Origin of the sequence: Streptomyces sp. NPDC052496, assembly GCF_040679095.1 — a bacterium.
Classification (GTDB): domain Bacteria; phylum Actinomycetota; class Actinomycetes; order Streptomycetales; family Streptomycetaceae; genus Streptomyces.
This window is the reverse complement of sequence record NZ_JBFAUH010000029.1, coordinates 30,677-56,656: the sequence shown is the minus strand read 5'-3', so window position 1 is coordinate 56,656 and position 25,980 is coordinate 30,677. Positions and strand designations below refer to the sequence as shown.

The 25,980-nt window shown below is 74.0% G+C and carries 21 protein-coding genes, 1 pseudogene and 1 riboswitch; of the genes and pseudogenes, 11 read left to right on the top strand and 11 right to left on the bottom strand.

Features of this window, described 5'->3' with window-relative positions; genetic code table 11:
* Positions 1-97: 97 nt before the first annotated feature.
* Positions 98-1,330 carry a cytochrome P450 gene (locus tag AB0L45_RS31915; protein WP_365846155.1) on the bottom strand — a complete coding sequence of 411 codons (1,233 nt, stop codon included), beginning with the start codon at positions 1,328-1,330 and terminating at the stop codon, positions 98-100.
* 319 nt (positions 1,331-1,649) lie between these two features.
* Here AB0L45_RS31915 and AB0L45_RS31910 point away from each other — a divergent pair, with 319 nt between their 5' ends.
* Positions 1,650-2,819, top strand: coding sequence for a steroid 3-ketoacyl-CoA thiolase (locus tag AB0L45_RS31910; protein ID WP_365846153.1), 1,170 nt, complete (start codon positions 1,650-1,652; stop codon positions 2,817-2,819).
* A gap of 72 nt (positions 2,820-2,891) precedes the next feature.
* On the opposite strand, the gene AB0L45_RS31905 is transcribed toward AB0L45_RS31910, so the two are convergent.
* The 7 genes from AB0L45_RS31905 to AB0L45_RS31875 form a co-directional block, all read right to left on the bottom strand.
* Complete coding sequence (locus AB0L45_RS31905; protein WP_365846151.1) at positions 2,892-3,335, bottom strand: transglycosylase SLT domain-containing protein; 444 nt, start codon at positions 3,333-3,335, stop codon at positions 2,892-2,894.
* Positions 3,336-3,628: 293 nt separating this feature from the next.
* Positions 3,629-4,537, bottom strand: a complete 909-nt coding sequence (locus AB0L45_RS31900) for an ECF transporter S component (RefSeq protein WP_365846149.1) — start codon at positions 4,535-4,537, stop codon at positions 3,629-3,631.
* A complete protein-coding gene (locus AB0L45_RS31895) occupies positions 4,534-6,357 on the bottom strand; it encodes an ATP-binding cassette domain-containing protein (protein ID WP_365846147.1) in 1,824 nt (607 codons plus the stop codon). Before AB0L45_RS31895 ends, AB0L45_RS31900 begins: the two co-directional genes overlap by 4 nt.
* Positions 6,354-7,484, bottom strand: coding sequence for a CbiQ family ECF transporter T component (locus AB0L45_RS31890; protein ID WP_365846145.1), 1,131 nt, complete (start codon positions 7,482-7,484; stop codon positions 6,354-6,356). The genes AB0L45_RS31895 and AB0L45_RS31890 overlap by 4 nt, the downstream gene beginning before the upstream one ends.
* Positions 7,457-8,185 (bottom strand): SCO2322 family protein, encoded by a 729-nt coding sequence (locus tag AB0L45_RS31885; protein WP_365846143.1) that lies wholly within the window; start codon positions 8,183-8,185, stop codon positions 7,457-7,459. The genes AB0L45_RS31890 and AB0L45_RS31885 overlap by 28 nt, the downstream gene beginning before the upstream one ends.
* On the bottom strand, positions 8,185-9,507 hold the full coding sequence (locus AB0L45_RS31880; protein WP_365846141.1) for a prenyltransferase/squalene oxidase repeat-containing protein: 1,323 nt from the start codon (positions 9,505-9,507) through the stop codon (positions 8,185-8,187). The genes AB0L45_RS31885 and AB0L45_RS31880 overlap by 1 nt, the downstream gene beginning before the upstream one ends.
* A 205-nt stretch (positions 9,508-9,712) precedes the next feature.
* A riboswitch (cobalamin riboswitch) is annotated at positions 9,713-9,911 on the bottom strand.
* An 81-nt stretch (positions 9,912-9,992) separates the two neighbouring features.
* Positions 9,993-11,066 carry an MBL fold metallo-hydrolase gene (locus AB0L45_RS31875; protein WP_365846139.1) on the bottom strand — a complete coding sequence of 358 codons (1,074 nt, stop codon included), beginning with the start codon at positions 11,064-11,066 and terminating at the stop codon, positions 9,993-9,995.
* A 159-nt stretch (positions 11,067-11,225) separates the two neighbouring features.
* On the opposite strand from AB0L45_RS31875, the gene AB0L45_RS31870 reads away from it, so the two are divergent.
* The 6 genes from AB0L45_RS31870 (at position 11,226) to AB0L45_RS31845 (ending at position 19,774) form a co-directional block, all read left to right on the top strand.
* Complete coding sequence (locus tag AB0L45_RS31870; RefSeq protein ID WP_365846137.1) at positions 11,226-12,677, top strand: aldehyde dehydrogenase; 1,452 nt, start codon at positions 11,226-11,228, stop codon at positions 12,675-12,677.
* A 12-nt stretch (positions 12,678-12,689) separates the two neighbouring features.
* Positions 12,690-12,959, top strand: a complete 270-nt coding sequence (locus AB0L45_RS31865) for a ferredoxin (protein ID WP_365846135.1) — start codon at positions 12,690-12,692, stop codon at positions 12,957-12,959.
* A 184-nt stretch (positions 12,960-13,143) separates the two neighbouring features.
* Positions 13,144-15,777, top strand: a complete 2,634-nt coding sequence (gene lanKC / locus AB0L45_RS31860; RefSeq protein WP_365846133.1) for a class III lanthionine synthetase LanKC — start codon at positions 13,144-13,146, stop codon at positions 15,775-15,777.
* A gap of 144 nt (positions 15,778-15,921) precedes the next feature.
* Positions 15,922-16,035: a SapB/AmfS family lanthipeptide gene (locus AB0L45_RS31855; protein WP_003982959.1), complete on the top strand. Its 114-nt coding sequence runs from the start codon at positions 15,922-15,924 to the stop codon at positions 16,033-16,035.
* A gap of 114 nt (positions 16,036-16,149) precedes the next feature.
* On the top strand, positions 16,150-17,856 hold the full coding sequence (locus AB0L45_RS31850) for an ABC transporter ATP-binding protein (protein ID WP_365846131.1): 1,707 nt from the start codon (positions 16,150-16,152) through the stop codon (positions 17,854-17,856).
* Positions 17,849-19,774, top strand: coding sequence for an ABC transporter ATP-binding protein (locus AB0L45_RS31845; RefSeq protein ID WP_365846129.1), 1,926 nt, complete (start codon positions 17,849-17,851; stop codon positions 19,772-19,774). Before AB0L45_RS31850 ends, AB0L45_RS31845 begins: the two co-directional genes overlap by 8 nt.
* On the opposite strand, the pseudogene AB0L45_RS31840 reads toward AB0L45_RS31845, so the two are convergent.
* Together AB0L45_RS31840 and AB0L45_RS31835 are read right to left on the bottom strand one after the other, a co-directional pair.
* Positions 19,700-20,290, bottom strand: a pseudogene (locus tag AB0L45_RS31840) (response regulator transcription factor); the annotation flags it as partial. The gene AB0L45_RS31845 and the pseudogene AB0L45_RS31840 sit on opposite strands and share 75 nt — an antisense overlap.
* A 156-nt stretch (positions 20,291-20,446) precedes the next feature.
* A complete protein-coding gene (locus AB0L45_RS31835; RefSeq protein WP_365846127.1) occupies positions 20,447-21,079 on the bottom strand; it encodes a TetR family transcriptional regulator in 633 nt (210 codons plus the stop codon).
* A 295-nt stretch (positions 21,080-21,374) separates the two neighbouring features.
* On the opposite strand from AB0L45_RS31835, the gene AB0L45_RS31830 reads away from it, so the two are divergent.
* From AB0L45_RS31830 to AB0L45_RS31820, 3 genes are all read left to right on the top strand, one after another.
* Positions 21,375-22,784: a glycosyltransferase family 4 protein gene (locus AB0L45_RS31830; RefSeq protein ID WP_365846125.1), complete on the top strand. Its 1,410-nt coding sequence runs from the start codon at positions 21,375-21,377 to the stop codon at positions 22,782-22,784.
* A gap of 103 nt (positions 22,785-22,887) precedes the next feature.
* On the top strand, positions 22,888-23,655 hold the full coding sequence (locus AB0L45_RS31825; protein ID WP_365846123.1) for a class I SAM-dependent methyltransferase: 768 nt from the start codon (positions 22,888-22,890) through the stop codon (positions 23,653-23,655).
* A complete protein-coding gene (locus AB0L45_RS31820; protein ID WP_365846121.1) occupies positions 23,652-24,722 on the top strand; it encodes a prenyltransferase in 1,071 nt (356 codons plus the stop codon). Before AB0L45_RS31825 ends, AB0L45_RS31820 begins: the two co-directional genes overlap by 4 nt.
* 37 nt (positions 24,723-24,759) lie before the next feature.
* On the opposite strand, the gene AB0L45_RS31815 is transcribed toward AB0L45_RS31820, so the two are convergent.
* On the bottom strand, positions 24,760-25,059 hold the full coding sequence (locus AB0L45_RS31815) for a hypothetical protein (RefSeq protein ID WP_365846119.1): 300 nt from the start codon (positions 25,057-25,059) through the stop codon (positions 24,760-24,762).
* A 111-nt stretch (positions 25,060-25,170) separates the two neighbouring features.
* Here AB0L45_RS31815 and AB0L45_RS31810 point away from each other — a divergent pair, with 111 nt between their 5' ends.
* Positions 25,171-25,974 carry a maleylpyruvate isomerase N-terminal domain-containing protein gene (locus AB0L45_RS31810; protein WP_365846117.1) on the top strand — a complete coding sequence of 268 codons (804 nt, stop codon included), beginning with the start codon at positions 25,171-25,173 and terminating at the stop codon, positions 25,972-25,974.
* Positions 25,975-25,980: the final 6 nt, after the last annotated feature.

Genomic DNA, 25,980 nt, shown 5'->3' with positions numbered 1-25,980 from the left:
AGGACCGAAGGAACCACAGGAGACGCAAAAGAGACGTGCCGGCCCGGCCCGGCCGCGGGGCGTACCGCGGGCGGCTCGGCTCCGGGGCGCGTACGGCCTACACGTACCGCACCCGCAGCTCCTTCACCCCGTTGAGCCAGGCCGACCGCAGCCGGCGCGGGGTGCCCGCGAGGGCGATGTCCGGCAGCGTGTCGGCGATGGCCTGGAAGATCAGGTCGATCTCCAGGACGGCGAGCGACTTGCCGAGGCAGAAGTGCGGGCCGCCGCCGCCGAATCCCAGGTGGGGGTTGGGATCGCGGGTGATGTCGAACGTCCCGGGGTTCTCGAAGACCTCCGGGTCGTGGTTGGCGGAGGCGTAGAAGAGACCCACCCGCTGGCCCTTCTCGATCCGCGCGTCGCCCAGGGTGGTGTCCTGGGTGGCGGTGCGCTGGAAGGAGACGATGGGCGTGGCCCAGCGCACGATCTCCTCGGCGGCGGTGCCGGGCCGCTCCCGTTTGTACAGGTCCCACTGCTCGGGGTGGGTCAGGAACGCGTGCATCCCGTGGGTGATCGCGTTACGCGTCGTCTCGTTGCCCGCGACGGCCAGCAGGAGGACGAAGAACCCGAACTCGTCGGAGGCGAGGTTGCCCTCGTCCTCCGCCGCGACGAGCCGGCTGACGATGTCCTGCGCCGGGCACTCCTTGCGGGCCGCGGCCAGGCCCATCGCGTACGAGATCAGCTCGGCCGCCGCGGTGGCGCCGACCTCCTCGGTGATGGCCAGCTCGGGGTCGTCGTACGCGATCATCTTGTTCGACCAGTCGAAGATGCGGGCCCGGTCGTCCTGGGGGATGCCGATCAGTTCGGCGATGGCCTGGAGCGGGAGTTCGCAGGCGATGTCGGTGACGAAGTCGCCGTACTCCTGGTGCCGGGCGTCGGCGACGATGGCCCGCGCCCGGTCGCGCAGGGCGTCTTCGAGGGCGCGGACGGCGCGGGGGGTGAAGCCGCGCTGGACGATCTGGCGGACCCGGGTGTGCTCCGGCGGGTCCATGTTCAGCATGATCAGCTTCTGTACGTCGATCTTGTCGCGGGTCATGGCCGCGTTGAAGCGGATGATCGAGGTGTTCAGGCTCGCCGAGAAGACCTCCGGCCGGGTGGAGACCTCCTTGACGTCCTCGTGGCGGGTCACCGCCCAGTACCCGTCGTCGCCGAAGCCGGCGACGCCGTGCGGCTGGGCGTTCCACCAGACGGGCGCGGTGCGCCGCAGCTGGGCGAACTCGGGCAGCGGTACGCGGTCGTGGTAGACGTCGGGGTCGGTGAAGTCGAACCCGTCGGGCAGCGCGGGGCAGGGCATCTCGGCGACTCCAGCTCTGGTCCGGCCCGGTGCCGGTCGTAGGGGCCTGGCGGCTCGTCGTCGTGCGGTGCCGACCGGTCGTCCTGACGGGCCGTCAGCTCATGGCGGTGAAGGTAGTAACGAGTTCTATAAGTGGCAAGGGGGCGCGGGCCGTCGAACGCCGCCTCCGTAGGGCCGTTGAGGGCGGAAGGCCCGTGCAGCACCCTTGCGCCCCCGGGCGCGGCTCAAAGAGACTGGCCGAGGAACTAGAACGCGTACCAGTTCCGTCGTCGGGGGTGCCGGGACGTCCTGCGGGACGTGAGGAGAGGACGAGTCAGTCATGGCCGCGGAACCCGTCATCGTGGAAGCCGTACGCACCCCCATCGGCAAGCGCGGCGGCGCGCTCGCCAACCTCCACCCCGCCTACCTCCTCGGCGAGACCTACCGCGAACTGCTCGACCGTACCGGCATCCAGCCGGACTGTGTGGAACAGATCGTCGGCGGCACCGTCACCCACGCCGGCGAGCAGTCCATGAACCCGGCGCGCACCGCCTGGCTGACGATGGGCCTGCCGTACGAGACCGCTGCCACTACCGTGGACTGCCAGTGCGGCTCGTCCCAGCAGGCCAACCACATGGTCGCCAACATGGTCGCGGGCGGTGTCATCGACATCGGCATCGGATGCGGCGTGGAGGCGATGTCCCGGGTGCCGCTCGGCAGCGGCTCCAAGCACGGGCCCGGCAAACCCTGGCCGGACGAGTGGAACGTGGACCTGCCCAACCAGTTCGAGGCCGCCGAACGCATCGCCCGCAACCGGGGGCTGACCCGCGAGGACGTCGACGCGCTGGGGCTGCGCTCGCAGGAGCGGGCCGCGGCGGCCTGGGCCGAGGAGCGCTTCAAGCGCGAGACGTTCGCGGTGCAGGTGCCGACCACGGAGGAGGAACAGGCCGCCGGGCAGGGCATGTGGCGGCTCGTGGACCGCGACGAAGGATTACGCGACACGAGCATGGCGGCGCTCGCCGGGCTCAAACCGGTCATGCCGACCGCGGTGCACACGGCGGGCAACTGCTCGCAGATCTCCGACGGCGCGTGCGCGGTGATGTGGGCGTCCAAGCGGATGGCCCGCGCGCTGAAACTGCGGCCGCGCGCCCGGATCGTCGCGCAGGCGCTGGTCGGCGCCGACCCGCACTACCACCTCGACGGGCCCGTCGACGCGACGCGAGCCGTGCTGGGCAAGGCCGGGATGTCGCTCCAGGACATCGACCTGGTCGAGATCAACGAGGCGTTCGCGTCCGTCGTGCTGTCCTGGGCCCGCGTCTTCGACCAGGACCTGGACAAGGTCAACGTGAACGGCGGAGCCATCGCCCTGGGCCACCCGGTCGGCGCCACGGGCGCCCGCCTGATCACCACGGCGCTGCACGAACTGGAACGCACGGACAAGGAGTTCGCGCTGATCACGATGTGCGCGGGCGGTGGACTGGCGACGGGGACGATCATTCAGCGGCTGTGAGGGGCGGGCGCGCGGAAGCGGCCGGCACCGGGGGTGCCGACCGCTTCGGGGGAGGTGCTGCCGCTCAGTGGCTCAGTACCAGTTGTGGGACTGCCAGAACTTCCAGGCGTCGCAGGGGCTGCCGTACGTGGAGTTCATGTAGTCCAGGCCCCACTTGATCTGGGTCTCCGGGTTGGTCTTCCAGTCCGGGCCCGCCGAGGCCATCTTCGAGCCCGGCTGCGCCTGTACCAGGCCGTAGGCGCCGCTGGACGGGTTGGTGGCGGTCGGATCCCAGCCGCTCTCCCGCTCGACGATGTTGCTGAAGCACTGGTACTGCGCCTGGTCCGGGATCAGCTTGTGCGCCGCGGCCTTGGCGTCGCTCGCGCTCGCGGCGGACGGTGCCTGCGCGGGGGCGGCGGCCTGGGCCGGCGTGGCGCCGAAGGCGGCGGCCGAGGCACCCAGGGCGACGGCACCGGCGGCGACGACGGCCTTCTTGTGGGCGGCAAGACGGGTGATCGTGGACGGGGTGACGCTCACGGGAGGAGAAACCTTCCGACGGGTGCAAGGGGCGCCGCCGAGGCTGCGGCCAGGGGGGAAGAAGCACGCTGCGCTCGGCGACGACATCCACCCTGGGAAGTGGTCGGGGGGCTTGGCAATACCCGTACGTACTAGTGGATCTCGCACCCTGGGTGGAAGGTCCCGCCTGTTCCGGCCCGAGGGGGAGGGGATCGACGAGGGTGCGGGGTCTACGAAGGGCGGTCGTACCGGGGCGGAAGTCCTGTGGGTGGGGTCACAGGGACAGGGCAGTGAGTAAGGGTCACAGTGGAGGTTCAGGGATTACGGCCCGGGTCCGGTCCGAACGTCGCCGGGGCGTCGAAGGCCGCGCGGCGCGTGGCGCGGCGCAGGGCCTTGAGGAGGGTGCCGCCGAGGGTGAGTGTGAGGACGACCGTGACCAGGGCCCGGGGCAGGTCCCAGCCCAGTGAGGTGGCCAGGCAGTAGGCCACGAAGCGCGCCAGGTTGTCGGGCAGCGGATCGCCCGGCACGAAGGAGACGCCGGTGGCCATGCCGCCGATGTAGGGCCAGCCCTGGAGGTTCATGAGCAGGCCGTACAGGACGGCGGAGACCGCGCCGTACGCCGCGAGCACGGCCAGTTCGCGGCGGCCGCGCAGCCGGTCAGGACCCGGCAGCAGGCCCGCGCCCGTCGCCACCCACCCCATCGACAGCATCTGGAACGGCAGCCACGGCCCCACGCCGCCCGTGAGCAGCGCGGAGGCGAACATCGACACCGAGCCGAGCACGAACCCGAAGCCCGGCCCCAGCACCCGCCCGGCCAGCACCATCAGGAAGAACATCGGCTCGATGCCGGCGGTGCCCGCGCCCAGCGGACGCATCGCCGCGCCCGCGGCGGCCAGTACGCCGAGCATGGCGATGGCCTTCGCGTCCAGACCGGGCGCGCCGCCCGCCGCCGAGGGCGCCGAGGTGTCGGCGATCGTGGCCATGACGACGGCGAGCAGCAGCGGCAGCAGCCCCGCGAACAGCCACGGCGCGTCCTTGGAGTGCGCCAGGCCGGAGGCGGAGTCGGCCAGCAGCGGCCAGCCGAAGGCCATCACGCCGATGACGGTGATCAGGGCGAGCGCGGCGACGGCCCGCGGGCCCAGCCGTACGGCCCGCGCCTGCCGGTCCGGCGGCGCGGCGGGGGGCGAGGGCGGGGAGGACGGCGAGGGGAGCGTACGGGTCATGCCGTGGCCTCCAGGGCGTGTGCGACCTGCGGCACGGTGAGCCACGGCAGCGGCGCGAGCACCTTGGAGACCTGCGGCGCGAAGGCGGGCGAGGAGACGACCACCTCGGCGGTCGGACCGTCCGCGACGACCTCGCCGTCCGCGAGGATGACGACGCGGTGCGCCAGCTCCGCGGCCAGCTCCACGTCGTGGGTGGCCAGGACGATCGCATGGCCCTCGGCGGCCAGCCCGCGCAGCAGCGCCACGAGACGGCCCTTGGCCGCGTAGTCCAGGCCGCGGGTCGGCTCGTCGAGCAGCAGCAGCGGCGGGCGGGCGGTCAGGACGACGGCCAGCGCGAGGGCGAGCCGCTGCCCCTCGGAGAGGTCGCGCGGGTGGGTGCCGTCCTGCACGTCGGGGAGGAGCCGGGTGACCAGGTCACGGCAGGTGCCCGGGGCGGCGTCCGCGTCGTGGTCGGCGGCGGCGCACTCGGCGGCGACGGTGTCCGCGTACAGCAGGTCGCGCGGCTCCTGCGGTACGAGGCCGACGTGCCGCAGCAGCGTACGCGGCGCGGTGCGGTGCGGAACCGCGCCGCCGACGCGCACCGAGCCCGCCGCGGGCTCGTGCATGCCGACGAGGGTGGTGAGCAGGGTGGACTTGCCCGCGCCGTTGCGGCCCATGAGGGCGACCGTCTCACCGGCGCGTACGGTCAGGCCGACGCGGTGCAGGGCGTCGGTCCGGCCGCGCCGTACGGAGAGGCCCACGGCCTCGGCGGCGGGCTGGGCGCCGGAGGCGGCCGGAAGCGGTGTGGGCTCCGGCGCGGACGCCGCGCCCGTCCCCGTACCGGCACCACCGCCACGCGCGTCGCTCCCGGTACGGCTGTCGCGGCGGCGCCACCAGCCCGAACGCTTACGGGGAGCGGTCGCCGCTCCGGCATCCCCGGCACCACCGGCATCCACGGGTGCCACAGCACCCGAGGACCCCCCGGCACCCGAGGACCCCCCGGCACCCGTGCCCCCCGGCTCCACCCCCGCCAGCCGCTCCCGCAGCGATGTCGCCTTGCGGCGGGCGTCGCGTACGGACAGCGGCAGCGGTGACCAGTGGGCGAGCCGGCCCAGGGCCACCACCGGCGGGTGGACGGGGGAGACGGCCATGATGTCGGCGGGCGCGCCGACGACCGGGGGCGCGCCGGGCGCGGGCAGCAGGATGACCTGGTCCGCGTACTGCACGACGCGCTCCAGCCGGTGTTCCGCCAGCAGGACCGTCGTGCCGAGGTCGTGCACCAGGCGTTGCAGCACGGCGAGCACCTCTTCGGCGGCGGCCGGGTCGAGGGCGGACGTCGGCTCGTCCAGGACCAGCGCCTTGGGGTGGGTGGTGAGCACCGAGCCGATGGCGACGCGCTGCTGCTGGCCGCCGGAGAGCGTGGTGATGGCGCGGTCGCGCAGGTCGGCGAGGCCGAGGAGGTCCAGGGTCTCCTCGACGCGGCGCCGCATGACGTCCGGGGCCAGGCCCAGCGACTCCATGCCGTAGGCGAGTTCGTCCTCGACGGTGTCGGTGACGAAGTGGGCGAGCGGGTCCTGGCCGACGGTGCCGACCACGTCGGCCAGTTCGCGCGGCTTGTGGGTGCGGGTGTCGCGGCCGGCCACGGTGACGCGGCCGCGCAGGGTGCCGCCGGTGAAGTGCGGTACGAGGCCGCACACGGCGTTCAGGACGGTGGACTTGCCGACGCCGGACGGGCCGACGAGCAGGCACAGTTCGCCCTCCGGGACGGTCAGGTCGACGCCCTGGACGGCGGGTTCCGCCGCGTCCCCGTAGGTGACCGACACCTGGTCGAAGCGGATCACTGGTCGGACTCCTTCGGGTGCGGCGGCAGTGGCGCGACGAACGCCGGGAGCAGGCCCACCAGGACGCCGGCCGCGGGCCACAGCGGGAGGACGGGGGCGGTGAGCGGGACGGCGGGCGGGTGCAGGGCGGCCGGGTCGGCGGAGTTCGCCCAGATCATCAGGGCGGCCACCGCGATGCCGGAGCCCGACACGAGCCAGGCGCGCACGCCCCAGCGGTCGGGACGGTAGCGGCTGCGTACGGACCGGCGGCCGCCCAGCCACAGCCCGCCGAGGGCCGCGACGAGCCCGGCGGCCAGCACCGGCAGGCCGTACGCCGCCCCCGTGTCGGCCAGCAGCCCGTACGTACCGGCGCAGACGCCGAGCAGGCCGCCGAGGGTGAGCGCGGTGGTGGTGTGCCGTACGGCGGGCGGTACCTGCGCCGTACGGCCGTAGCCGCGCGCGTCCATCGCCGCCGCCAGCGACACCGAACGCTCCAGCGCGCCCTCCAGGACCGGCAGCCCGACCTGGAGCAGCGCCTTGACGCCGCGGTCCGGGCGGCCGCGCAGTCGGCGCGCGGCGCGCAGCCGCTGTACGTCGGCGACGAGGTTGGGGGCGAAGGTCATCGCGACCACGACCGCGACGCCCGCCTCGTACAGGGCGCCCGGCAGCGACTTCAGCAACCGCGCCGGGCTGGCCAGCGCGTTGGCGGCGCCGACGCAGATCAGCAGGGTGCCCAGCTTCAGCCCGTCGTAGAACGCGAACAGCATGCCTTCCGCGGTGACCCGGCCGCCGATACGCACCCCGCGCGCCCACTCGGGCAGCGGCACTTCCGGCAGCGTGACCAGGGTGTGCGTCCCCGGGATCGGCGAGCCGAGGAAGAACGCGAAGACCAGCCGGATGCCGATGACCAGCAGCCCGAGCTTGAGGAACGCGCCGTACGAGCGGGCCCACGGCGCGTCCGTGCGGCGCGCCGCGACGACGTACCCGGCGACACCGACCAGCAGACCCAGCAGCAGCGGATTGGTCGTCCGGGACGCCGCGGTGGCCAGGCCCAGCGCCCACAGCCACCAGGCGCCCGCGTGCAGCGCGGTGGAGCGGGTGGCGCGGGGGACGCGGGCGCTCACCGGCGGCGCCGGCGGGCCTGCCACCCGGCCGCCGCGCCCAGGACGGCCACGACGGCGAGGCCACCGATCAGTCCGGCGGAGGGGCCGCCCGCGTCGTCGTCCGCCTCCTCGCCCGAGGCGGAGGCGCCGTCGGAAGCCCCGGGCTCCGGTGAACCGGAGCCGCTCCCGGCCCCCGGCCCCGCCTTCTCCGCGCACCCCGCCTTCGGATATCCGGCGATGGCGCACAGCAGCGCGTTCGTGTCGTACCGCAGCGGCCCCGCGACGGCGGCCAGCGCGTCACCGACCGTCCCGTCCTCGGGCAGCCGCGCGCACTCCGTACGGACCGGCGGCGGATTCTCCCCGGCCGGTGCCTCCGCCTTCGTGCCGAAGTCGAGGACCAGGCCGACGCGCTTCCTGCCGTCCTGGGCGGGGGTCGTGCCGCAGATCGCGTCGAAGTCCGCGGCACGGCGCGGCTTGCCGGCCGCCTTCGAGTCGGCGCCGACGGTGAAGCGGAAGCCCGCCACGGCGCCGTCCCGGGGGCGGCTGGTGGCCGGGCCCTCGGTCGCGTACGACCAGCCGCCGTCCCCGGAGGCCGGGGCGCCGGCGGCGGGCCCGTCCCAGAACGACCAGTAGCGGTACTCCTGCGCCTGGGCGGGCGCCGCGCCCAGGCCGGTGACCGTACCGGCCAGGGCCAGGGCGCCGAGGAGGCGCGCGGAGCGGGAGCGGGGCAGCGGCGGGCGTCGCATCAGAGGCCGTTCTTCTTCCGGCGGCCGCTGATCAGGAACCCGATGCCCACGCACGCGACGAACACGACGCCGAAGACCCACCACGCGCCGGAGCCCTGCTCGTCCTGGTCCTTGGCGTCCTTCTCGGGCGCGGCGGACGGCGCGGAGCTGCCGGCCGGCTTGGGGCCGGTGGCGTTCAGCTGCGCGACCAGGTCGGCGCCGCCGAAGGCGCGCGGGTCGGCGCCCGCGGCGTGCGCGGCCAGCACCAGCTGCGCGTACGCGGCCGGTCCGGCCTCCTTGGCCCAGTTCGCGGAGTTCTTCTGAAGCCACTGCAACGGCTTTTGCGCGGCGGCACCGTGCCCGCCCGCGGCGAGTGCCACGACGGCATCGGCGGTGTTGCCGACGTCCGGCTGGTCCCCGGCGCCGGGCATCGCGGACTTCAGGTGCTGCCCGCCCGCGCCGAGCTGCGCGACCAGGTAGGCCGCGCCGCCTTCGGAGGCCTGCTGCGGGTTCCGCTTCGGGTCCTCGCCCCCGGCGCACTTCAGGGGCTCGACCGGCTCGTCGACGTCCTTGCCCGCCGGGTCCACCACGAAGCCCTTGCCCAGCCCGCCGAGCACGGCGGCGGCCGTGGCGTCCGCGTTCGGGGCCAGCTTGCCGTCCTTGGGCTGGAAGGCGAACGCGCCGCGCTCCCCCTCCTTCGCGTCACAGCCCAGCTGGAAGGAGACCAGCGCGTCGTACGGGGACTTGTCGCCCTTCTTGACGGACTCCGGCTTCTGACCCGCGGCCTGGAGCGCGCCGATCACCACGGAGGTGGAGTTGGCGTCGCTGGGCGAGCCGCTCATCGAGGGCCAGCCGCCGTCGTCGTTCTGTACCGACTTCAGCCACTTCACGGCCTTCTGTACGGCGTCGTCGTGCCCGCCGAGCGCGGCCAGCGCCTGGACCGCGGCACCCGTCTGGTTGGTGTCCCGCATCGTCTTGTCGTCGCAGGCCTTCGCCGGTTCGGCGCGGTACGCGCTGAAGGCGCCGTCCGCGCACTGCTGTCCGGCGAGCCAGTCGACGCCCGCCACCGACGGACGCACCCCGACGGTGCGCTGCGCGAGGAGGGCGAGCGACTGCCGCCACACGCCGTCGTACTGCGGGTCCTTGGTGCCGTACAGCCCGTCGGGCAGCTTCGACGCCTTGGCGGCGGGCGCGGGGGAGTCGGCGGCCGCCACCGGGGCACCGGCCGCGCACAGCACGGCGGCCCCGGCCAGCGCCGCGGCGGCGCGCCGCGCCAGGGCGGCGAGGGTGGGGGCCGTGGAAGCCCTGGGGGCCGGGGAAGCCTGGGAAGCCGTGGTGGCCATCGGGTCGGTGCCTCTCGGGTCAGTTCGCTGCGGTGGGTCCGCGGTGGGCCGGTGTGGGTGCTGCGGTGGGTGCGCAGCCGCACTCGGACGCCCCGCCGCCCGCCGGTCGGTGACCGGCCGCGGTGGCACCGGGCTCAGCTCCGCATACCTCGACGGTGCCGCGCACCGGCCGTCCGCGCGAGGAGGCGCGGCCTGCCGGTGGCGGGAGCCTTGGTCGTGCCCCAGCGGGTGCTCCGGCTCACCGGGCGTACGGGGCCCGGCGCGGACGGCCGGTGCGCGGGATCTTCTCACGGTCCCGGCGGCGGCCGGTGCGGCGGTGCCGTACGTCCCGGATCACGGTTGCGGGTCAGCGCCGGATTTCCACCGGCTTCCCCCGATCGGGCACAGGATGAAATTGTCTCGCACACCTTAACCGGCGGGCCGGGGGAGACCCGGGCACGGGCCCGCCACCCGGCGCTCCCCCCGCTCCGCCTGCCGCCCGCTCCTCACACCGCCCGGTACGTCACCGGCTCCGGCCCCGGCACCGCCTCCGCCAGCCCCAGCCGCACCAGCCGCCGCAGATGCGCCTCCGCCTCCGAGACGGCGATGTTCCGCGACCCGTACGGAATCCGCTCCCACGGCCGGTTCCACTCCATGGCCTCGGCGAGCTGCCACGGCGTGCGGGGCACGGCCAGCAGCGCGCGCAGGCCGGCCAGCCGCTCCTCGTGGTGGGCGAGGAGCTCGCGTACCCGGCCGGGCGCGTCGGCGAAGGCGTGCTGGTGGGCGGGGAGCACCTCGGCGGGCGCGAGCCGGGCGACGCGTTCCAGGGAGGCCAGGTAGTCACCGAGGGGGTCGGTGACCGCCGTGTCGCCCGGGTCCTCGTACAGCCCGATGTGCGGGCTGATGCCCGGCAGCAGGTGGTCGCCGGAGAAGAGCCGGCCGTGGCCGGGCCGCCGCGCCGGATGCTCCTCCTCCAGGTGCAGGCACACGTGGCCGGGCGTGTGGCCGGGTGTCCAGACGGCGCGCAGCCTGCGGCCGGGCAGGTCGAGGAGCGCGTCGGGGGTGATCTCCCGGTCGGGCAGCGCGGCGCGCAGCCCGGGGAGCTCGCGCACCTGTCCGCGGGCGCGGGCCAGGCGCAGCGGTGCCAGGTGACTGTCGGGTGCCCCGGCCGCGGTCAGCTTGGCGATCAGGTAGTCCAGCCACCGGCCGGGTTCGGCCTCGCGGGTGCGGCGTACGACGGCGGTGTCCGCGGCGTGCATGGCGAGCCACGCGCCGGACGCCTCCCGTACGCGGGCGGAGAGGCCGTGGTGGTCGGGGTGGTGGTGGGTGAGGAGGACGCCGTACAGGTCGGTGACCTCGAAGCCGCAGGCGGCGATCCCGGCGGTCAGGGTGTCCCAGGCGTCCGGGTCGTCCCACCCGGTGTCCACCAGGACCGGGCCGCGGCCGGTCTCCAGGAGGTGGACGAGGGTGTGGCCGAGCGGGTTGTCCGGTATGGGGACGGCGATCGACCACACGCCGCCCCGGTGGTCGGTCACCCGGGGTCCGCCCGCCGCCGTTCCGGTCCGGGCCGCTGCCGTCATCCGCCGCACCTCCGCCTCCGCGCGGACGCGCCGCGCCCCCGTACCGAGCATTGCCCAGCATAACTAGAACTGGTATCAGTCCTGATGCGGCGTCAGAAAATCTGCGTACCGCTCCAGGTGCGTGATCACCCACCGGTCGACCCGCAGGAGGCGGCAGCCATGAGCGCACTCGTCGAGTACGAACAGCTCTACATAGGCGGCGAGTTCGCCGACCCGGCCGGCGGCGGCACCATCGAGGTGGTCTCGCCGCACACCGAGCAGGTCGTCGGCCGGGTGCCGCACGCCTCGCGCACCGACGTGGACCGGGCCGTCTCCGCGGCCCGCGCCTCCTTCGACTCCGGGGTGTGGGCGGACGCGCCGCTCACCGAACGGATCGCGGTGGTCACGCGCATCAAGGACGCCTTCGCCGCGCGCAGCGAGGAGATCGCCAGGGTCATCAGCACCGAGAACGGCACCCCGTACACCTCGGGTGTGATGGTGCAGGCGCTGGCCTCCGTGCTGGCGTGGGACGCGGCGCTCACCGTCGCCCGGGACTTCCCGTTCGAGGAGCGCCGGGCCGGTGTGCTCGGGCCGCTGCTGGTGCGGCGCGAGCCGGCCGGTGTGGTGGCGGCCGTGGTGCCGTGGAACGTGCCGCAGTTCACCGCGGCGGCCAAGCTGGCGCCGGCGCTGCTGGCCGGGTGCTCGGTGGTGCTCAAGGTGTCGCCCGAGACACCGCTGGACGCCTATCTGCTCGCGGACATCGCGAGCGGGGCCGGGCTGCCCCCGGGGGTGCTGTCCATCCTCCCGGCGGACCGCGAGGTGAGCGAGTACCTGGTCGGGCACCCGGACGTGGACAAGGTGGCGTTCACCGGGTCGGTCGCGGCGGGCAAGCGCGTCATGGAGGTCGCGGCGTGCAACCTGACGCGGGTGACGCTGGAACTGGGCGGCAAGTCGGCCGCCGTCATCCTGCCGGACGCCGACCTGGACGCGGCGGTGGCGGGCATCGTGCCGTACGCGTACCTGGTCAACGGGCAGGCGTGCATCGCGCAGTCGCGCATCCTGGCGCCGCGCGAGCGCTACGACGAGGTCGCCGAACGCCTCGCCGCCGCCGCGTCCGCCCTGCGCGTGGGTGATCCGCTGGACCCGGCCACCGAGGTCGGTCCGCTGGTCACCCGGCGCCAGCAGCAGCGTTCGCTGGACTACGTCGCGCTCGGGCAGCGCGAGGGCGCCAAGATCCTGACCGGCGGCGGGCGGCCGGAGGGGCTGGAGACCGGCTGGTACGTCGAGCCGACCCTGTTCGGCGAGGTGTCCAGCGCCATGCGCATCGCCCGCGAGGAGATCTTCGGTCCGGTGATCTGCCTGCTGCCGTACGAGGGCGAGGAGGAGGCCGTCCGGATCGCCAACGACTCCGACTACGGGCTGTCCGGCTCGGTGTGGACCGCGGACACCGAGCACGGCATCGACGTGGCGCGGCGGGTGCGCACCGGCACGTACTCCGTGAACACCTTCAGCATCGACATGCTCGGCCCGTTCGGCGGCTACAAGAACTCCGGCATCGGGCGGGAGTTCGGGCCCGAGGGCTTCGGGGAGTACCTGGAGCACAAGATGATTCACCTGCCGGCGGAAGGGTGAGGGGAGGACCGCGTGAACGGCACGAGCGGCAAGGACGAGCGGGCCGGGGCGCCCGGCCGCTGGCACGTCGAGGTCGACCGGAGCGTGTGCATCGGCTCCGGCCTGTGCGTGGCCACCGCCCCCGACGGCTTCGAGCTGGACACGGCGCGCCAGTCGCACCCCGTACATCCCGAGTGCGACGCGTGCGACGACGTGCTGGCGGCGGCCGAGGGCTGCCCCGTCGAGGCGATCACCGTACGGCTCGCCGCCACGGGAGAGGTGGTCTTCCCGCCGGAGGAGTGAGCGGCTTCCGGCCACCGGGGGCGGCGCGCCCTCCCTCTGGGCGGTACGGGTGCGAGGCCCGCGCCCACCGGTACGTACCGTCAGTAACCCGTGAACTTCTCACGGTCACCTCGTGACATCTGGGACTGTTAACGGCCCGCGGCGGCGTGGAAATCTCGATGCCACGCCGCCGAGGGGGGAGACGATGGACAAGCGGTACGAGGTGTACTGTCTCGCCGACAGAATCTTCTACGAGACACCGGACCGTCTGTCCGCCGGGAACGGAACCGCGTCCGGCAGTGGCCCTCTCTACGAAGCGGCCCAGCGCGCAGTCCCCGAAGGGTGGCGGTGTTTCCTCTCCGGGGACTGGCTCCACGTGAACCCCGTCGACGCCGACGGACAGCCGCGGCCCGAACTGCCCGCGCAGGGCTGGAAGATCCACGTCTCCGCCTGTACGGAGAACGCCGAGAAGACCGCCTCCCAGGTGTGGGACTACTGCGTCGACCGGCTGATCCCGTTCAAGTTCGTGCCCGGGCCGCGCCCGATGCACATGCGCAACTCCAAGTACGCCGACCGCGGCGGGAGCGGCAAGTTCGCCACCATCTACCCGTCGGACGAGCGGCAGCTGCACACCGTGCTGCGCGAGCTGGGCGCGCTGCTGGACGGCCAGGCCGGCCCGTACATCCTCACCGACCTGCGGTGGCAGAACGGGCCGCTGTACGTACGCTACGGCGGCTTCGCGCGGCGCTTCTGCGTCGACGAGCACGGCAGCCTCGTCGGGGCGATCGAGAACCCCGAGGGCAAGCTGGTGCCCGACCGGCGCGAGCCGCGCTTCCAGCCGCCGGAGTGGGTGACGCTGCCGGACTTCCTGGCCCCGCAGCTCGCCGCCCGCAACTCCACCACCGTCACTGACCTGCCGTACCAGATCGAGTCGGCACTGCACTTCTCCAACGGCGGCGGCGTCTACCTGGGGCGCGACCGGCGCACCGGCGACAAGGTGGTGCTCAAGGAGGCGCGTCCGCACGCCGGCCTGGCCGCCGACGGCGCCGACGCGGTGACCCGCCTGGAGCGTGAACGGGCCGCCCTGGAGAAGCTGTCCGGGAGCGGCGTGGCGCCGGAGGTGCGGGACTGGTTCCTCCTGGACGACCACCGCTTCCTGGTCATGGACTTCCTGGAGGGGCGCACCCTCAACGCCTTCTTCGCCGAGCGGCACCCGCTGACGACGGCCTCCCCGAGCCCGCAGCGGCTCGCCGAGTACACCCGCTGGGCGCTGGACGTCCACGCGGCGGTCGAGGAAGCGGTCGCCGTCCTGCACCGCCACGGCGTCGTCTTCAACGACCTGCACATGTTCAACATCATGGTCGATTTCGACGAACGCGGCGTACGGCTGCTGGACTTCGAGGCGGCGGCGGTGGACGGCGCGAAGCTGCGCCAGACCCTGGCCCACCCGGGCTTCATGGCGCCGGCCGACCGGTCCGGCGCCGACGTGGACCGCTACGCGCTGGCCTGCCTGCGGATCGCCCTGTTCCTGCCGATGACCTCGCTGCTGGTGATCGACCGGGACAAGGCCGCGCACCTCGCCGAGGTCGTGGCGCACGAATTCCCGGACGTACCCGCGGAATTCCTGGCCGGGGCGGTCGAGGTGATCCAGGGGCCGCCGGACGCGACCACCGCGGACGACGGGACGAAGCCCGCGCCCCAGAAGCGGCGCACCGGACCCGCGCCCTACCTCCCGGCCGAGCCCGCCGACTGGCCGCACAGCCGCGACTCGATCGTCCGCGGCATCCTCGCCTCGGCCACCCCCGAACGCACCGACCGGCTCTTCCCCGGCGACATCGCCCAGTTCTCGGACGGCGGCGGCCTGGGGATCGCGCACGGCGCCGCCGGCGTGCTGCACGCGCTCGCCGAGACCGGCGCCGGGCGGTACGAGGAAGGCGAGGAGTGGCTGCTCCGGCAGACGGCCCCGCCCCCGCCCGGCTCCCCGCTGGGGTTCTACGACGGGCTGTCCGGCGTCGCCTGGGTGCTGGACCGGCTGGGCCACCAGGACCGCGCCACGGACCTGCTGGAACAGGTCCTCGCCGAGAAGTGGCACCGCCTCGCCCCCGACCTGAACGGCGGCCTGGCCGGCCTCGGCCTGGCACTCGACGACCTGGCCCGCACCCGCGGCGAACGGGAACTGCGCGAACGCGCCCTGGAGGCCGCCGGACACGCCGCCGACCGGCTCGACGCCTGCGGCAAGCGGGCCGGCCTGCTGCGCGGCGCCACCGGACCCGCGCTGCTGTTCCTGCGGCTGTACGAGTCCACCGGCGACCCCGGGCTGCTCGACCTCGCGGCCGAGGCGCTCCGTCGCGACCTGGCGCGCTGCGTACGGGACAAGGACGGCGCGCTGGTCGTGGACGAGGGCTGGCGGACCATGCCGTACCTCGGCGGCGGCAGCGTCGGCATCGCCACGGTCCTCGACGAGTACCTCAGGCACCGCGCGGACGAGGAGTTCGAGCAGGCGCGCACCGCCGTCCTGCCCGCCGCGATGTCCCGCTTCTACGTACAGCCCGGACTCTTCCGCGGCCGTGCCGGATGCGTTTTGCACCTCGCGCGGACCACCACGCCGGCTCCCGACCTCGACGGTGCGCTGGCCGCCCAGATCTCCTACCTGAGCTGGTACGCCATGCCCTACCAGAAGCACCTGGCCTTCCCCGGCGATCAGATGATGCGGCTGTCGATGGACCTGGCCACCGGGTCCGCGGGCTGCCTCCTGGGCCTGGGCGCGGCGCTGCACGACCGGCCCGTCCACCTGCCCTTCCTCCCGCCGCCGCCCTCCTCGGAGCACCGGCGGCCCTGAAGCCGGCTCCGGTCTGCGTGCCGGAGCCGAACACCGGGCGACGCGGGGCGACCCGCCCGTCCGGAACCGCAGCAACACCAAGCAACACCGAGCAATACAGCAACACCTGCACAACCACGTCCCCATAAGTGAAAGGAAAGTGTCATGGCACTTCTCGACCTGCAGGCGATGGACGCTCCCGAGCACGGCGGCGGTGGCGGCAGCACCATCAGCCTGACGCTCTGCGCGAGCCAGGCCAGCGTTCTCCTGTGTCTCTGACAGGACGACGCGCCTACCGGAATGCCTGAACCGGTAGACCTGATCCGGGAGTTGTGATCCGGACGTGCGTGCGGCCCCTGCGCGGGCCGCACGCACACCCCCGTGGGAGAGCCCGTGACCGTCACCCCCGCCGACCGGCTGCTGGGCGGCGCCCTGCGCCACAGCGCCCCGCGCGCCACCGCGCTGCTGCTGCTCACCGTCGCGTCCGCCGGCCTCGGCCTGGCCCTCCCCGGCGCCCTCGGCCACACCCTCGACCTGCTGCTCGACCACCGGCCCGCCGGCCGCTGGCTCGCCGCCTGCGCGGCGCTGACCGGCCTGATCGTCCTGCTGGACGCGCTCGACGGGCTGCTCACCGGCACCACCGACGCCCGCGGCACCGCCTGGATACGGCGCCGCCTGACCCGCCATCTCCTCGCCGCCGGGCCGCGCGCCACCGAGCGGTACGGCACCGGCGACCTGGTCACCCGCGTCGTCGGCAACGCCGCGCACGCCGGCACCGCGCCCTCCGCCCTGGCGGCCTCGCTCGCCGCCGTCGTCACCCCGGTCGGCGCGCTCGTCGCCCTCGCGTACGTGGACGTGTGGACCGCCGCCGTCTTCCTCCTCGGCATGCCCCTGCTGGCCCTGCTGCTGCGCACCTTCGCGCGGGCCACCGGCGACTGCGTCGTGCGCTACCAGGAGGACCAGGGCGAACTGGCGCGCCGGCTCGTCGAGGCGGTCGGCGGCGCCCGCACCATCGCCGCCGCCGGTACCCGGCGGCGCGAGACCGCCCGCATCCTCGCCCCGCTGCCCGGCCTCGCCCGGCACGGCCACCGCACGTGGCGCGTCCTGGGGCGGTCCACGGCCCAGGGCGCGATGCTCGTACCGCTGCTCCAGATCGCCGTGCTGTGCGTGGCCGGTGTGCGGCTGGCGCAGGGCGAGCTGAGCGTCGGCGGGCTGCTCGCCGCGTCCCGGTACGCGGCGCTGGCCACCGGGATCGGCCAGATCGTCGGGCAGCTGAACACCCTCGTGCACGCCCGCGCCGCCGCCGGGCGCATCGCGGAGGCCCTGGAGGTCCCGGCCCTGCGCTACGGCAGGCGGCAGCTGAGCGCGGGCGACGGCACGCTGAAGCTGCACGGCGTCACCGTGCGGCGCGGCGACCGCACCGTACTGCGCGGCCTGGACCTGACCGTGCCCGGCGGCACGTCGGTGGCCGTCGTCGGCCGCTCCGGCACCGGCAAGTCCGTCCTGGCCGCGGTCGCCGGACGGCTGGCCGACCCGGACTCCGGCATGATCACCCTCGACGACGTGCCGCTGCGCGACCTGACGCACGACGCCCTGCGCCGCGCGGTCGGGTACGCCTTCGAGCGTCCGGCGGTCCTCGGCGCGACCCTCCGCGACACGCTCGCGCTGGGCTCGTACACCCCCGGGCAGTCCGCACTGGAGTCCGCCGCCGAGGCCGCCTGCGCGGCCCCCTTCATCCACCGCCTGCCCGACGGCTACACGACCCGGTGCGCGGACGCGCCGCTGTCCGGCGGCGAGACCCAGCGCCTGGGCCTGGCCCGCGCCTTCGCGCACGCCGAGCGGCTGCTCGTCCTCGACGACGCCACCTCCAGCCTGGACACCGTCACCGAACTGCACGTCACCCGCGCCCTGCTGCGCGACGTGAAGGCCGCCACCCGCATCGTCGTCGCCCACCGCGCCGCCACCGCCGCCCGCGCCGACCTGGTGGCGTGGCTCGACGACGGGCGCATTCGCGCTCTTGCGCCGCACGCCGAGCTGTGGCAGCTGCCCGAGTACCAGGCACTGTTCGCCACGGCCCCGAAGGAGACCGCGCATGCCTGAAGCCGTTCCGGACGGGCGGCACGGGACCGTTCCCGGGGAGCCGCTGCGGCGTTCCGGGCCGCGCTTCCTCAAGCGGCGGCGCCGCGTGCTGGGCCGCCTCGCGGGCTGGTCGCTGGCCGAGTCCGCGCAGACCTTCCTGTTCGGTTTTGCGCTGGCCCGCGCGCTGGACGACGGGTTCCTGCACGGCGCCCCGGCCGTCGGCATCGGCTGGCTGGCCGCCGCCGCGGTCTGCGTGGGCGCCGGCGCGTACGGGACCGCGCGGGTCTACGAAGCCGTGGCCGACCTGGTGGAACCGCTGCGCGACAGCCTGGTGCGCAAGGTCGTGCGCCGCGCCCTGTACGCGCCCGACGGCGCCGCGGTCTCCCGGCTCACCCACCAGGTGGAGATCGCCCGCGACACCTTCGCCGGGCTGGTGCTGGTGTCCCGCTCGTTCGTCTTCGTCACCGCCGGCGCGCTGATCGGGCTGTGCTCGCTCGCCCCCGTACTCCTGCTGCTCGTCCTGCCGCCGCTGCTGCTCGGACTGGCGCTGTTCGCCTGGGCGCTGCGGCCGATGGCCCGCCGCCAGGAGACGTTCCTCGCGGCGGACGAGGCGATCGCCGAGGAGACGGGCGCGGCGGTCGGCGGGCTGCGCGACATCACCGCGGCCGGGGCGGAGCGGACCGTGGCGGGCACGGCGGACGAGCGCTTCGACGCCGAACTGCGGGCGTCGGTCTCGCTGGCCCGGTGGAGCACGACCCGGGAGCTCGCGCTGGGCATCAGCGGCCGGCTGCCGGTCGTCCTGCTGCTGGTCGGCGCGCCCTGGCTGCTCGGGCGCGGGGTGACGCCCGGCGCGCTGGTGGGCGCGCTCGCGTACCTCACGCAGTCGCTGCTGCCCGCGCTGCAGAGCCTGATGCACGGGCTCGGCACGTCCGGCACCCGCCTCGGTGTGGTGCTGCGCCGTCTCACCGCCGAACCGGTCACCGGACCGGACGGCGGCGGGCCGCACCGTACGCCCCGCAAGGGGACCGCCGTCGAACTCAGCGGGGTGACCTTCGCGTACGGCCCGCACGCCGACCCGGTCTTCCGTGACCTGGACCTGACCGTGCCGGACGGCGGGCACCTGGCCGTCGTCGGCCCCAGCGGCATCGGCAAGTCCACCCTGGCCGGGCTGGTCGCGGGCCTGCTGGAGCCCGGCAGCGGCGAGGTCCGGCGGCCCGCCGTCGCGGACCGGGTGCTGGTCCCGCAGGAGGCGTACGTCTTCTCCGGGACCGTACGGGAGAACGTGCGCTACCTGTGCCCGGACGGCGGGGGCGGACCGGACGACCACGATGGCCACGACGGCCCGGACGGCCACGACGGCCCGGACGCCGAGCTGCTGGCCGCCGCCGAGGCGATCGGCGCCGGCGTGCTGCTGGCGCGGCTGGGCGGGCCGGACGGCACGCTCGTACCGGCGCAGCTGTCCGCCGGGGAACGCCAGCTGGTCGCCCTGGTCCGCGCCTACCTGTCACCCGCGCCGCTGATCGTCCTCGACGAGGCGACCTGCCACCTCGACCCGGCGGCCGAGGCCCGGGCGGAACGCGCCTTCGCGGCCCGGCCCGGCACGCTGATCGTCGTCGCGCACCGCATCAGCTCGGCGCTGCGGGCCGACCGGGTGCTGGTGATGGACGGCACGCACGCCCGCACGGGCCGGCACGGTGAACTGCTGCTGCGGTCCGCGCTGTACCGCGAGCTGACGGGCGGATGGGCACACGAGGACGCGGGGAGCGCCGCCGCCCCGCCGCTACAGCCAGCCCTCCCCGCGCGAGATGCGGATGGCGTCGACGCGGTTGCGGGCCCCCGTCTTGCGGGTGATGGCGGACATGTAGTTGCGTACGGTCCCGGTCGACAGATGCAGGACGCCGGCGATCTCGGAGACCGAGGAGCCCTCGGCGGCCAGTGACAGCACGCTCAGCTCGCGGCGGGTCAGCGGGATGTCAGCGGCTTGCAGGAAGCCGAAACCGAGCGAGCCGTCGATGAACCGTTTCCCCGCGGCCACCTGCCGTATCCCGGTGGTCAGCTGCACCGGCGAGGCTTCCTTGTCGACGTATCCGAGGGCCTCCGCCTCGAAGGCCCGGCGCAGCGGGCCGGGCCGGTGTGCCGAGCCCAGCACCAGCAGAGCCGGTGATTTCCCCGGGCCTTTCCCTTTCGCGAGTCTGGATAACTTGCGCAATATGCCTTGCCCGGTGGGCTCCGGGCTCTCCGCGTCCACCACGCAGACGTCGGGGCGCAATGCGCGCACCCGTTCCGTCGCGTCCCTGGTGGTGGCGGCGGATACGTCGATGTCGTTCTCCCGGTCGAGCACTTCTGTCAATGCCCATCGGAACAGACAGATGTCGTGCACGAGTAGTACCCGGATCACTGCAGTCCCCCTCCAGACCCCCGTGTACCGGCACGGTTGCGAGTACCCGGAATTCATACCGGCAATGCCGCTGTCATGGACCCGAAGAATTGGCCAAGCGGGGGCGTGGGGGCGCGCGTTGGGGTGGTGTGCGCCCTGAATGCGCCGCGTTAGGGGTTACCCGTTCGTAGCCTTTACACCGGGCGCGGCGGTGGTGCGGCGCGGCCGATGACGTCAGGCGTGGCGCGGCGGCGCGGTGAGGTCGATGAGCCGGCAGACCGTCTCGATGTCGATCTTCACCTGGGCGATCGAGGCCCGCCCGGAGAGCCAGGTGATCAGCGCCGAGTGCCAGGTGTGCTCGATGACCCGGACGGCGGACAGCTGCTCCGGCGTCGGCGCGCCGTCCAGCCCCATCGCGTCCAGGATGATCGCCGTGGTGAGCCGGGAGACGGTGTCCACCTCCGGGCTCACCGACCGGTCGGCGAACGTCAGGGCGCGCACCATGGCGTCCGCCAGCTGTGGCTCGCGCTGGAGCGCCCGGAAGGCCCGCATCAGCGTCTGCGCCACCCGCGCGCCCGGCTCCCGCTCCGTCGGCGGGCGCTTGCGCAGCGTCTCGTGCATGTGCTGCAACTGGTCCTGCATGGTCGCCACGAGCAGGTGCACTTTGGACGGGAAGTAGCGGTAGAGCGTGCCGAGCGCGACGTCGGACGACTCGGCGACCTCGCGCATCTGCACGGCGTCGAACCCGCCCCGGCCGGCCAGCCGGGCGCTCGCGTGCAGGATGCGGCGCCGGCGGGCCTCCTGACGGGCGGTCAGGGGCGGACTGGCGGGGAGCGCCGCACCGGCCGCTGTGGAGTCCGTAGTCATATGTCCCATTCCGTGACAGTCCGTCCGCGGTGCGGCACGTACCGGTCAAGCGATCGGCACAGCATGGCAGGGGCGCGGGTGGTGGCGCGAATCACCTGGTGCGGCTCTTTCCGCCGGGTTTCCGGCCGGTAGATTCGAAGCTCCTTGAACTGATCAGTAGCCCGCCGGCCGCCCCGGCCCGCGGGAGCCGCGGAACCGGCCGCCGGCCGGCCGCGGCCGAACCGTACTGAAACTTGTTCTAGATTAGCGCCAGCGGTTACGCTCCGGCGAAAGTCCAGCGAGAAGGGGGCCGAGAGTGTCCGCCGAGGCCGTCCAGGCAGCCGCGCCGCACCCCGCCGAGGCCCCCGCCGCCTCCTCAGGGCCGGACGGTGACCGCCCCCTGCGCATCGCCCTGCTCACCTACAAGGGCAACCCCTTCTGCGGCGGCCAGGGCGTCTACGTCCGCCACCTCTCCCGCGAACTGGCCCGCCTCGGCCACACCGTCGAGGTGATCGGCGCCCAGCCGTACCCGGTCCTCGACGAGGTGGACACCTCCGGGACGGGAGCCGGGGGCAAGGTCACCCTCACCGAGCTGCCCAGCCTCGACCTCTACCGGCAGCCCGACCCGTTCCGCACGCCCCGGCGCGGCGAGTACCGGGACTGGATCGACGCCGTCGAGGTCGGCACGATGTGGACCGGCGGCTTCCCCGAGCCGCTGACCTTCTCGCTGCGCGCCCGCCGCCACCTCGCCGCCCGCCGCGGCGACTTCGACGTCGTGCACGACAACCAGACCCTCGGCTACGGCCTGCTCGGCGACCTCGGCGCACCCCTGGTCACCACCATCCACCACCCCATCACCGTCGACCGGCAGCTCGACCTGGACGCCGCGGAGGGCTGGAAGCGCCGCGCCTCGGTGCGCCGCTGGTACGGCTTCACCCGGATGCAGAAGCGCGTCGCCCGCCGCCTGCCGTCGGTGCTGACCGTCTCCGGCTCCTCCCGCCAGGAGATCGTGGACCACCTCGGCGTACGGGACGGCCGCATCCACGTCGTGCACATCGGCGCCGACACCGACCTCTTCTCGCCGGACCCGTCGGTCCCCGAGATCCCCGGCCGCATCGTCACCACCTCCAGCGCGGACGTGCCCCTCAAGGGCCTGGTCCACCTCGTCGAAGCCCTGGCCAAGGTCCGTACCGGCAACCCGCGGGCCCATCTGGTGGTCGTCGGCAAGCGCGCCGACGACGGCCCGGTGGCCGCCGCGATCGAGCGCCACGGTCTCGGCGGCGCCGTCGAGTTCGTCAAGGGCATCAGCGACGCCGAACTCGTCGACCTGGTCCGCGGCGCCCAGATCGCCTGCGTGCCCTCCCTCTACGAGGGCTTCTCGCTGCCCGCGGCCGAAGCCATGGCCACCGGTACGCCGCTGCTGGCCACCACCGGCGGCGCCATCCCCGAGGTCTCCGGGCCGGACGGCGAGACCTGCCTGTCCGTGCCGCCGGGCGACGCGGACGCGCTGGCCGCCGGACTGACCCGGCTGCTGGACGACGACGCCCTGCGCCGCCGCCTCGGCGCCGCCGGCCGCGAACGCGTCCTCGCCCGCTTCACCTGGCGCCAGGCCGCCATCGGCACCGCCGAACGCTACCGGGAGGCCATCGCCGTGCAGTCCCGGGGCGGGCGCACCGCCCGCGGGCCCGCGCCCGCCACCGCACCGTCCCCGGCCGGCCGCGCCTGATGCGCCCCGGCCGGGCACCGACCCGCACCACCGTGACCACCGCCATGACCCGCCGCCGTCGGCCGTAGCTGCCGCGGACCCCCAGGACGAAAGCAGAGAGCCCTTGCTGACCGTCGACTTTTCCCGATTCCCGCTGGCGCAGGGCGACCGCGTCCTGGACCTGGGCTGCGGCGCGGGCCGGCACGCCTTCGAGTGCTACCGGCGCGGCGCGCAGGTCGTGGCGCTCGACCAGAACGCCGAGGAGATCCGCGAGGTCGCCAAGTGGTTCGCCGCGATGAAGGAGGCCGGCGAGGCCCCGGCGGGCGCCACCGCCACCGCCATGGAGGGCGACGCGCTGGCCCTGCCCTTCCCCGACGAGAGCTTCGACGTCGTCATCATCTCCGAGGTCATGGAGCACATCCCCGACGACAAGGGGGTGCTCGCCGAGATGGTGCGGGTGCTGCGGCCCGGCGGGCGGATCGCGGTGACCGTGCCGCGCTACGGCCCGGAGAAGGTCTGCTGGGCGCTCAGCGACGCGTACCACGAGGTCGAGGGCGGCCACATCCGCATCTACAAGGCCGACGAACTCCTCGGCAAGATGCGTGAGGCGGGCCTGAAGCCGTACGGCACCCACCACGCGCACGGGCTGCACAGCCCCTACTGGTGGCTCAAGTGCGCCTTCGGCGTCGACAACGACCAGGCGCTGCCGGTCAAGGCGTACCACAAGCTGCTGGTCTGGGACATCATGAAGAAGCCGCTGGCCACGCGGATGGCCGAGCAGCTGCTCAACCCGGTCATCGGCAAGAGCTTCGTCGCGTACGCCACCAAGCCGCACCTGCCGGAGCGGGCCGCCGCCTCCGCCACCGGGACCGCCGCCGAGGCCGCCAAGTGACCACACCAGGACGTACCGAACGCCTGGTCCTGCCCGGAGTGCTGACGGCCGAACAGGCGGCCCGCACGGTCACCGGCATCCTGGCGACCCAGCGCGAGGACGGCGCGATCCCCTGGTTCCGCGGCCACCACCTCGACCCGTGGGACCACACCGAGGCCGCCATGGCCCTGGACGCGGCCGGCGAGCACGAGCGCGCCGAGGCCGCGTACGCCTGGCTGGCCCGGCACCAGAACCCGGACGGCTCCTGGTACGCGGCGTACGCCGACGGGGACGCCGCGGCGCCCACCGACCGCGGCCGGGAGACCAACTTCTGCGCGTACCTCGCCGTCGGCGTCTGGCACCACTACCTGTCCACCGGCGACGACACCTTCGTGGACCGCATGTGGCCCGCGGTCTACGCGGCCGTCGAATTCGTCCTCGACCTCCAGCAGCCCGGCGGCGAGATCGGCTGGAAGCGCGAGGACGACGGCACGCCCGTCACCGACGCCCTGCTGACCGGCTCCTCCTCCGTCTACCAGGCGCTGCGCTGCGCGCTCGCCATCGCCGAACAGCGTGAGGAGCCCCAGCCCGACTGGGAACTGGCCCTCGGGCGGCTCGGCCACGCCATCCAGCACCACCCCGAGCGCTTCCTGGACAAGGCGCGCTACTCGATGGACTGGTACTACCCGGTCCTCGGCGGTGCCCTGCGCGGCACCGCCGCCAAGGAGCGCATCGAATCCGCCTGGGAGGACTTCGTCGTCCCCGGCCTCGGTGTCCGCTGCGTCCTGCCCAACCCGTGGGTCACCGGCGGCGAGAGCGCCGAACTGGCCCTCGCCCTCTGGGCGATGGGCGAGTCCGACCGCGCCGTACAGATCCTCAAGTGGGTCCAGCACCTGCGCGCCGACAACGGCATGTACTGGACCGGTTACGTCTTCGACGACGACGCGGTCTGGCCCGAGGAGCAGACCTCCTGGACGGCGGGCTCCATGCTGCTCGCCGTGGCCGCGCTGGGAGGGGACGAGGCGACCACGGCGGTCTTCGGCGGCGAACGCCTGCCGACGGGGCTGGACCCGGACTGCTGCCGCTGACGGAACCCCGGGGCGCCGCCCCGGGGCCGCCGTTCCCTCACTGCTCGATACGCCGGATACGAGCCGCCAGCGCGTGCCCCACGACCAGGTACACGATCGCGGGCAGCCCGTAGTTCAGCAGCGTCCGCAGCCAGTCGGCGTCGAAGGTGAACAGGTCATACGACCAGCCCGCCAGCCACCGCGCCGCGCCCTGGACGAAGTGCACCAGGTCGTTGGCGCGGTTCGCGTCGAGCAGGTACATCGCGATCCACAGGCCGAGGATGACGGCCATGACGTCCGCGACGACGGTGACGGCCGTGGCCGCGTGACTGCTTCCGTACCGGTGTCTCCTGGACATGGGGTCCGGGTAGCCGCATGAGCCCGCCATAAACAACAGCCCCCTGCTCACGGCCCGTTCACGGGTAAACCCGGAGGCGGGCCGCTCGGGGCACCCATTACTGTGCCCCCTATGACGACCTTGAACGGCATATTCGACCACGACCGTTACTGCGCGGAAGTCCTCGCCGAGGGCGACCGGTTCCGGCAAGCCGTACGCGGCGCCGACCTCAAGACGCCCGTACCGACCTGTCCGGAATGGACCTTGGAAGACCTCGTACGCCACGTCGGCGGCGCGTACCGCTGGGCGGACCGGACCGTACGCACCCGGGCCACCGAGATGGTGCCCTTCGACGCGGTCCCGGACAGCCAGGGCCCGCCGGCCGACGACCCCGCGGCCCTGGACGCCTGGCTGGCCGAAGGCGCACGCCTGGCCGCCGAGGCGATGCGCGAAGCGGGCCCCGACGCCCCGATCTGGTCCTGGGCACCCGGACAGAACTCCGCCTTCTGGCCCCGGCGGATGGTCCACGAGACGGTCATCCACCGGGCGGACGCGGTCGCCGCCACGGGCGGCGACTTCCCCCTCGACCCCGAGCTCGCCGCCGACACCATCGAGGAGTGGACGCAGCTGATCTGCCTGATCAGCGCCATCCGCCCCGACCACGAGCTGCGCGGCTTCATGAACACCGGCCGCACCCTCCACCTGCACGCGACCGACACCCCGCCGCACGTCCCCGCCGACTGGCTCCTCGACTTCACCGCCGCCACCCCCACCTACCACCACACCCCCGACCACCCCACCGTCACCCTCCAGGCCCCCACCGCCGACCTCCTCCGCGTCTACTACCGCCGCCTTCCCCTCGACACACCGGGCGTCGAGGTCACCGGCGACCGCACGTTCCTGGAGGAGTGGCTGGCGGCGGCTACGTTCGCCTGAGTCGCG

What these genes read in the sequence shown, in the direction of transcription:
- AB0L45_RS31915 (WP_365846155.1), bottom strand. Translation starts at nt 1,330, where the DNA reads ATGCCCTGCCCCGCGCTGCCCGACGGGTTCGACTTCACCGACCCCGAC.
- AB0L45_RS31910 (WP_365846153.1), top strand. Translation starts at nt 1,650, where the DNA reads ATGGCCGCGGAACCCGTCATCGTGGAAGCCGTACGCACCCCCATCGGC.
- AB0L45_RS31900 (WP_365846149.1), bottom strand. Translation starts at nt 4,537, where the DNA reads ATGACCCGTACGCTCCCCTCGCCGTCCTCCCCGCCCTCGCCCCCCGCC.
- AB0L45_RS31885 (WP_365846143.1), bottom strand. Translation starts at nt 8,185, where the DNA reads ATGCGACGCCCGCCGCTGCCCCGCTCCCGCTCCGCGCGCCTCCTCGGC.
- AB0L45_RS31880 (WP_365846141.1), bottom strand. Translation starts at nt 9,507, where the DNA reads ATGGCCACCACGGCTTCCCAGGCTTCCCCGGCCCCCAGGGCTTCCACG.
- AB0L45_RS31875 (WP_365846139.1), bottom strand. Translation starts at nt 11,066, where the DNA reads ATGACGGCAGCGGCCCGGACCGGAACGGCGGCGGGCGGACCCCGGGTG.
- AB0L45_RS31870 (WP_365846137.1), top strand. Translation starts at nt 11,226, where the DNA reads ATGAGCGCACTCGTCGAGTACGAACAGCTCTACATAGGCGGCGAGTTC.
- lanKC (WP_365846133.1), top strand. Translation starts at nt 13,144, where the DNA reads ATGGACAAGCGGTACGAGGTGTACTGTCTCGCCGACAGAATCTTCTAC.
- AB0L45_RS31855 (WP_003982959.1), top strand. Translation starts at nt 15,922, where the DNA reads ATGGCACTTCTCGACCTGCAGGCGATGGACGCTCCCGAGCACGGCGGC.
- AB0L45_RS31845 (WP_365846129.1), top strand. Translation starts at nt 17,849, where the DNA reads ATGCCTGAAGCCGTTCCGGACGGGCGGCACGGGACCGTTCCCGGGGAG.
- AB0L45_RS31835 (WP_365846127.1), bottom strand. Translation starts at nt 21,079, where the DNA reads ATGACTACGGACTCCACAGCGGCCGGTGCGGCGCTCCCCGCCAGTCCG.
- AB0L45_RS31815 (WP_365846119.1), bottom strand. Translation starts at nt 25,059, where the DNA reads ATGTCCAGGAGACACCGGTACGGAAGCAGTCACGCGGCCACGGCCGTC.
- AB0L45_RS31810 (WP_365846117.1), top strand. Translation starts at nt 25,171, where the DNA reads ATGACGACCTTGAACGGCATATTCGACCACGACCGTTACTGCGCGGAA.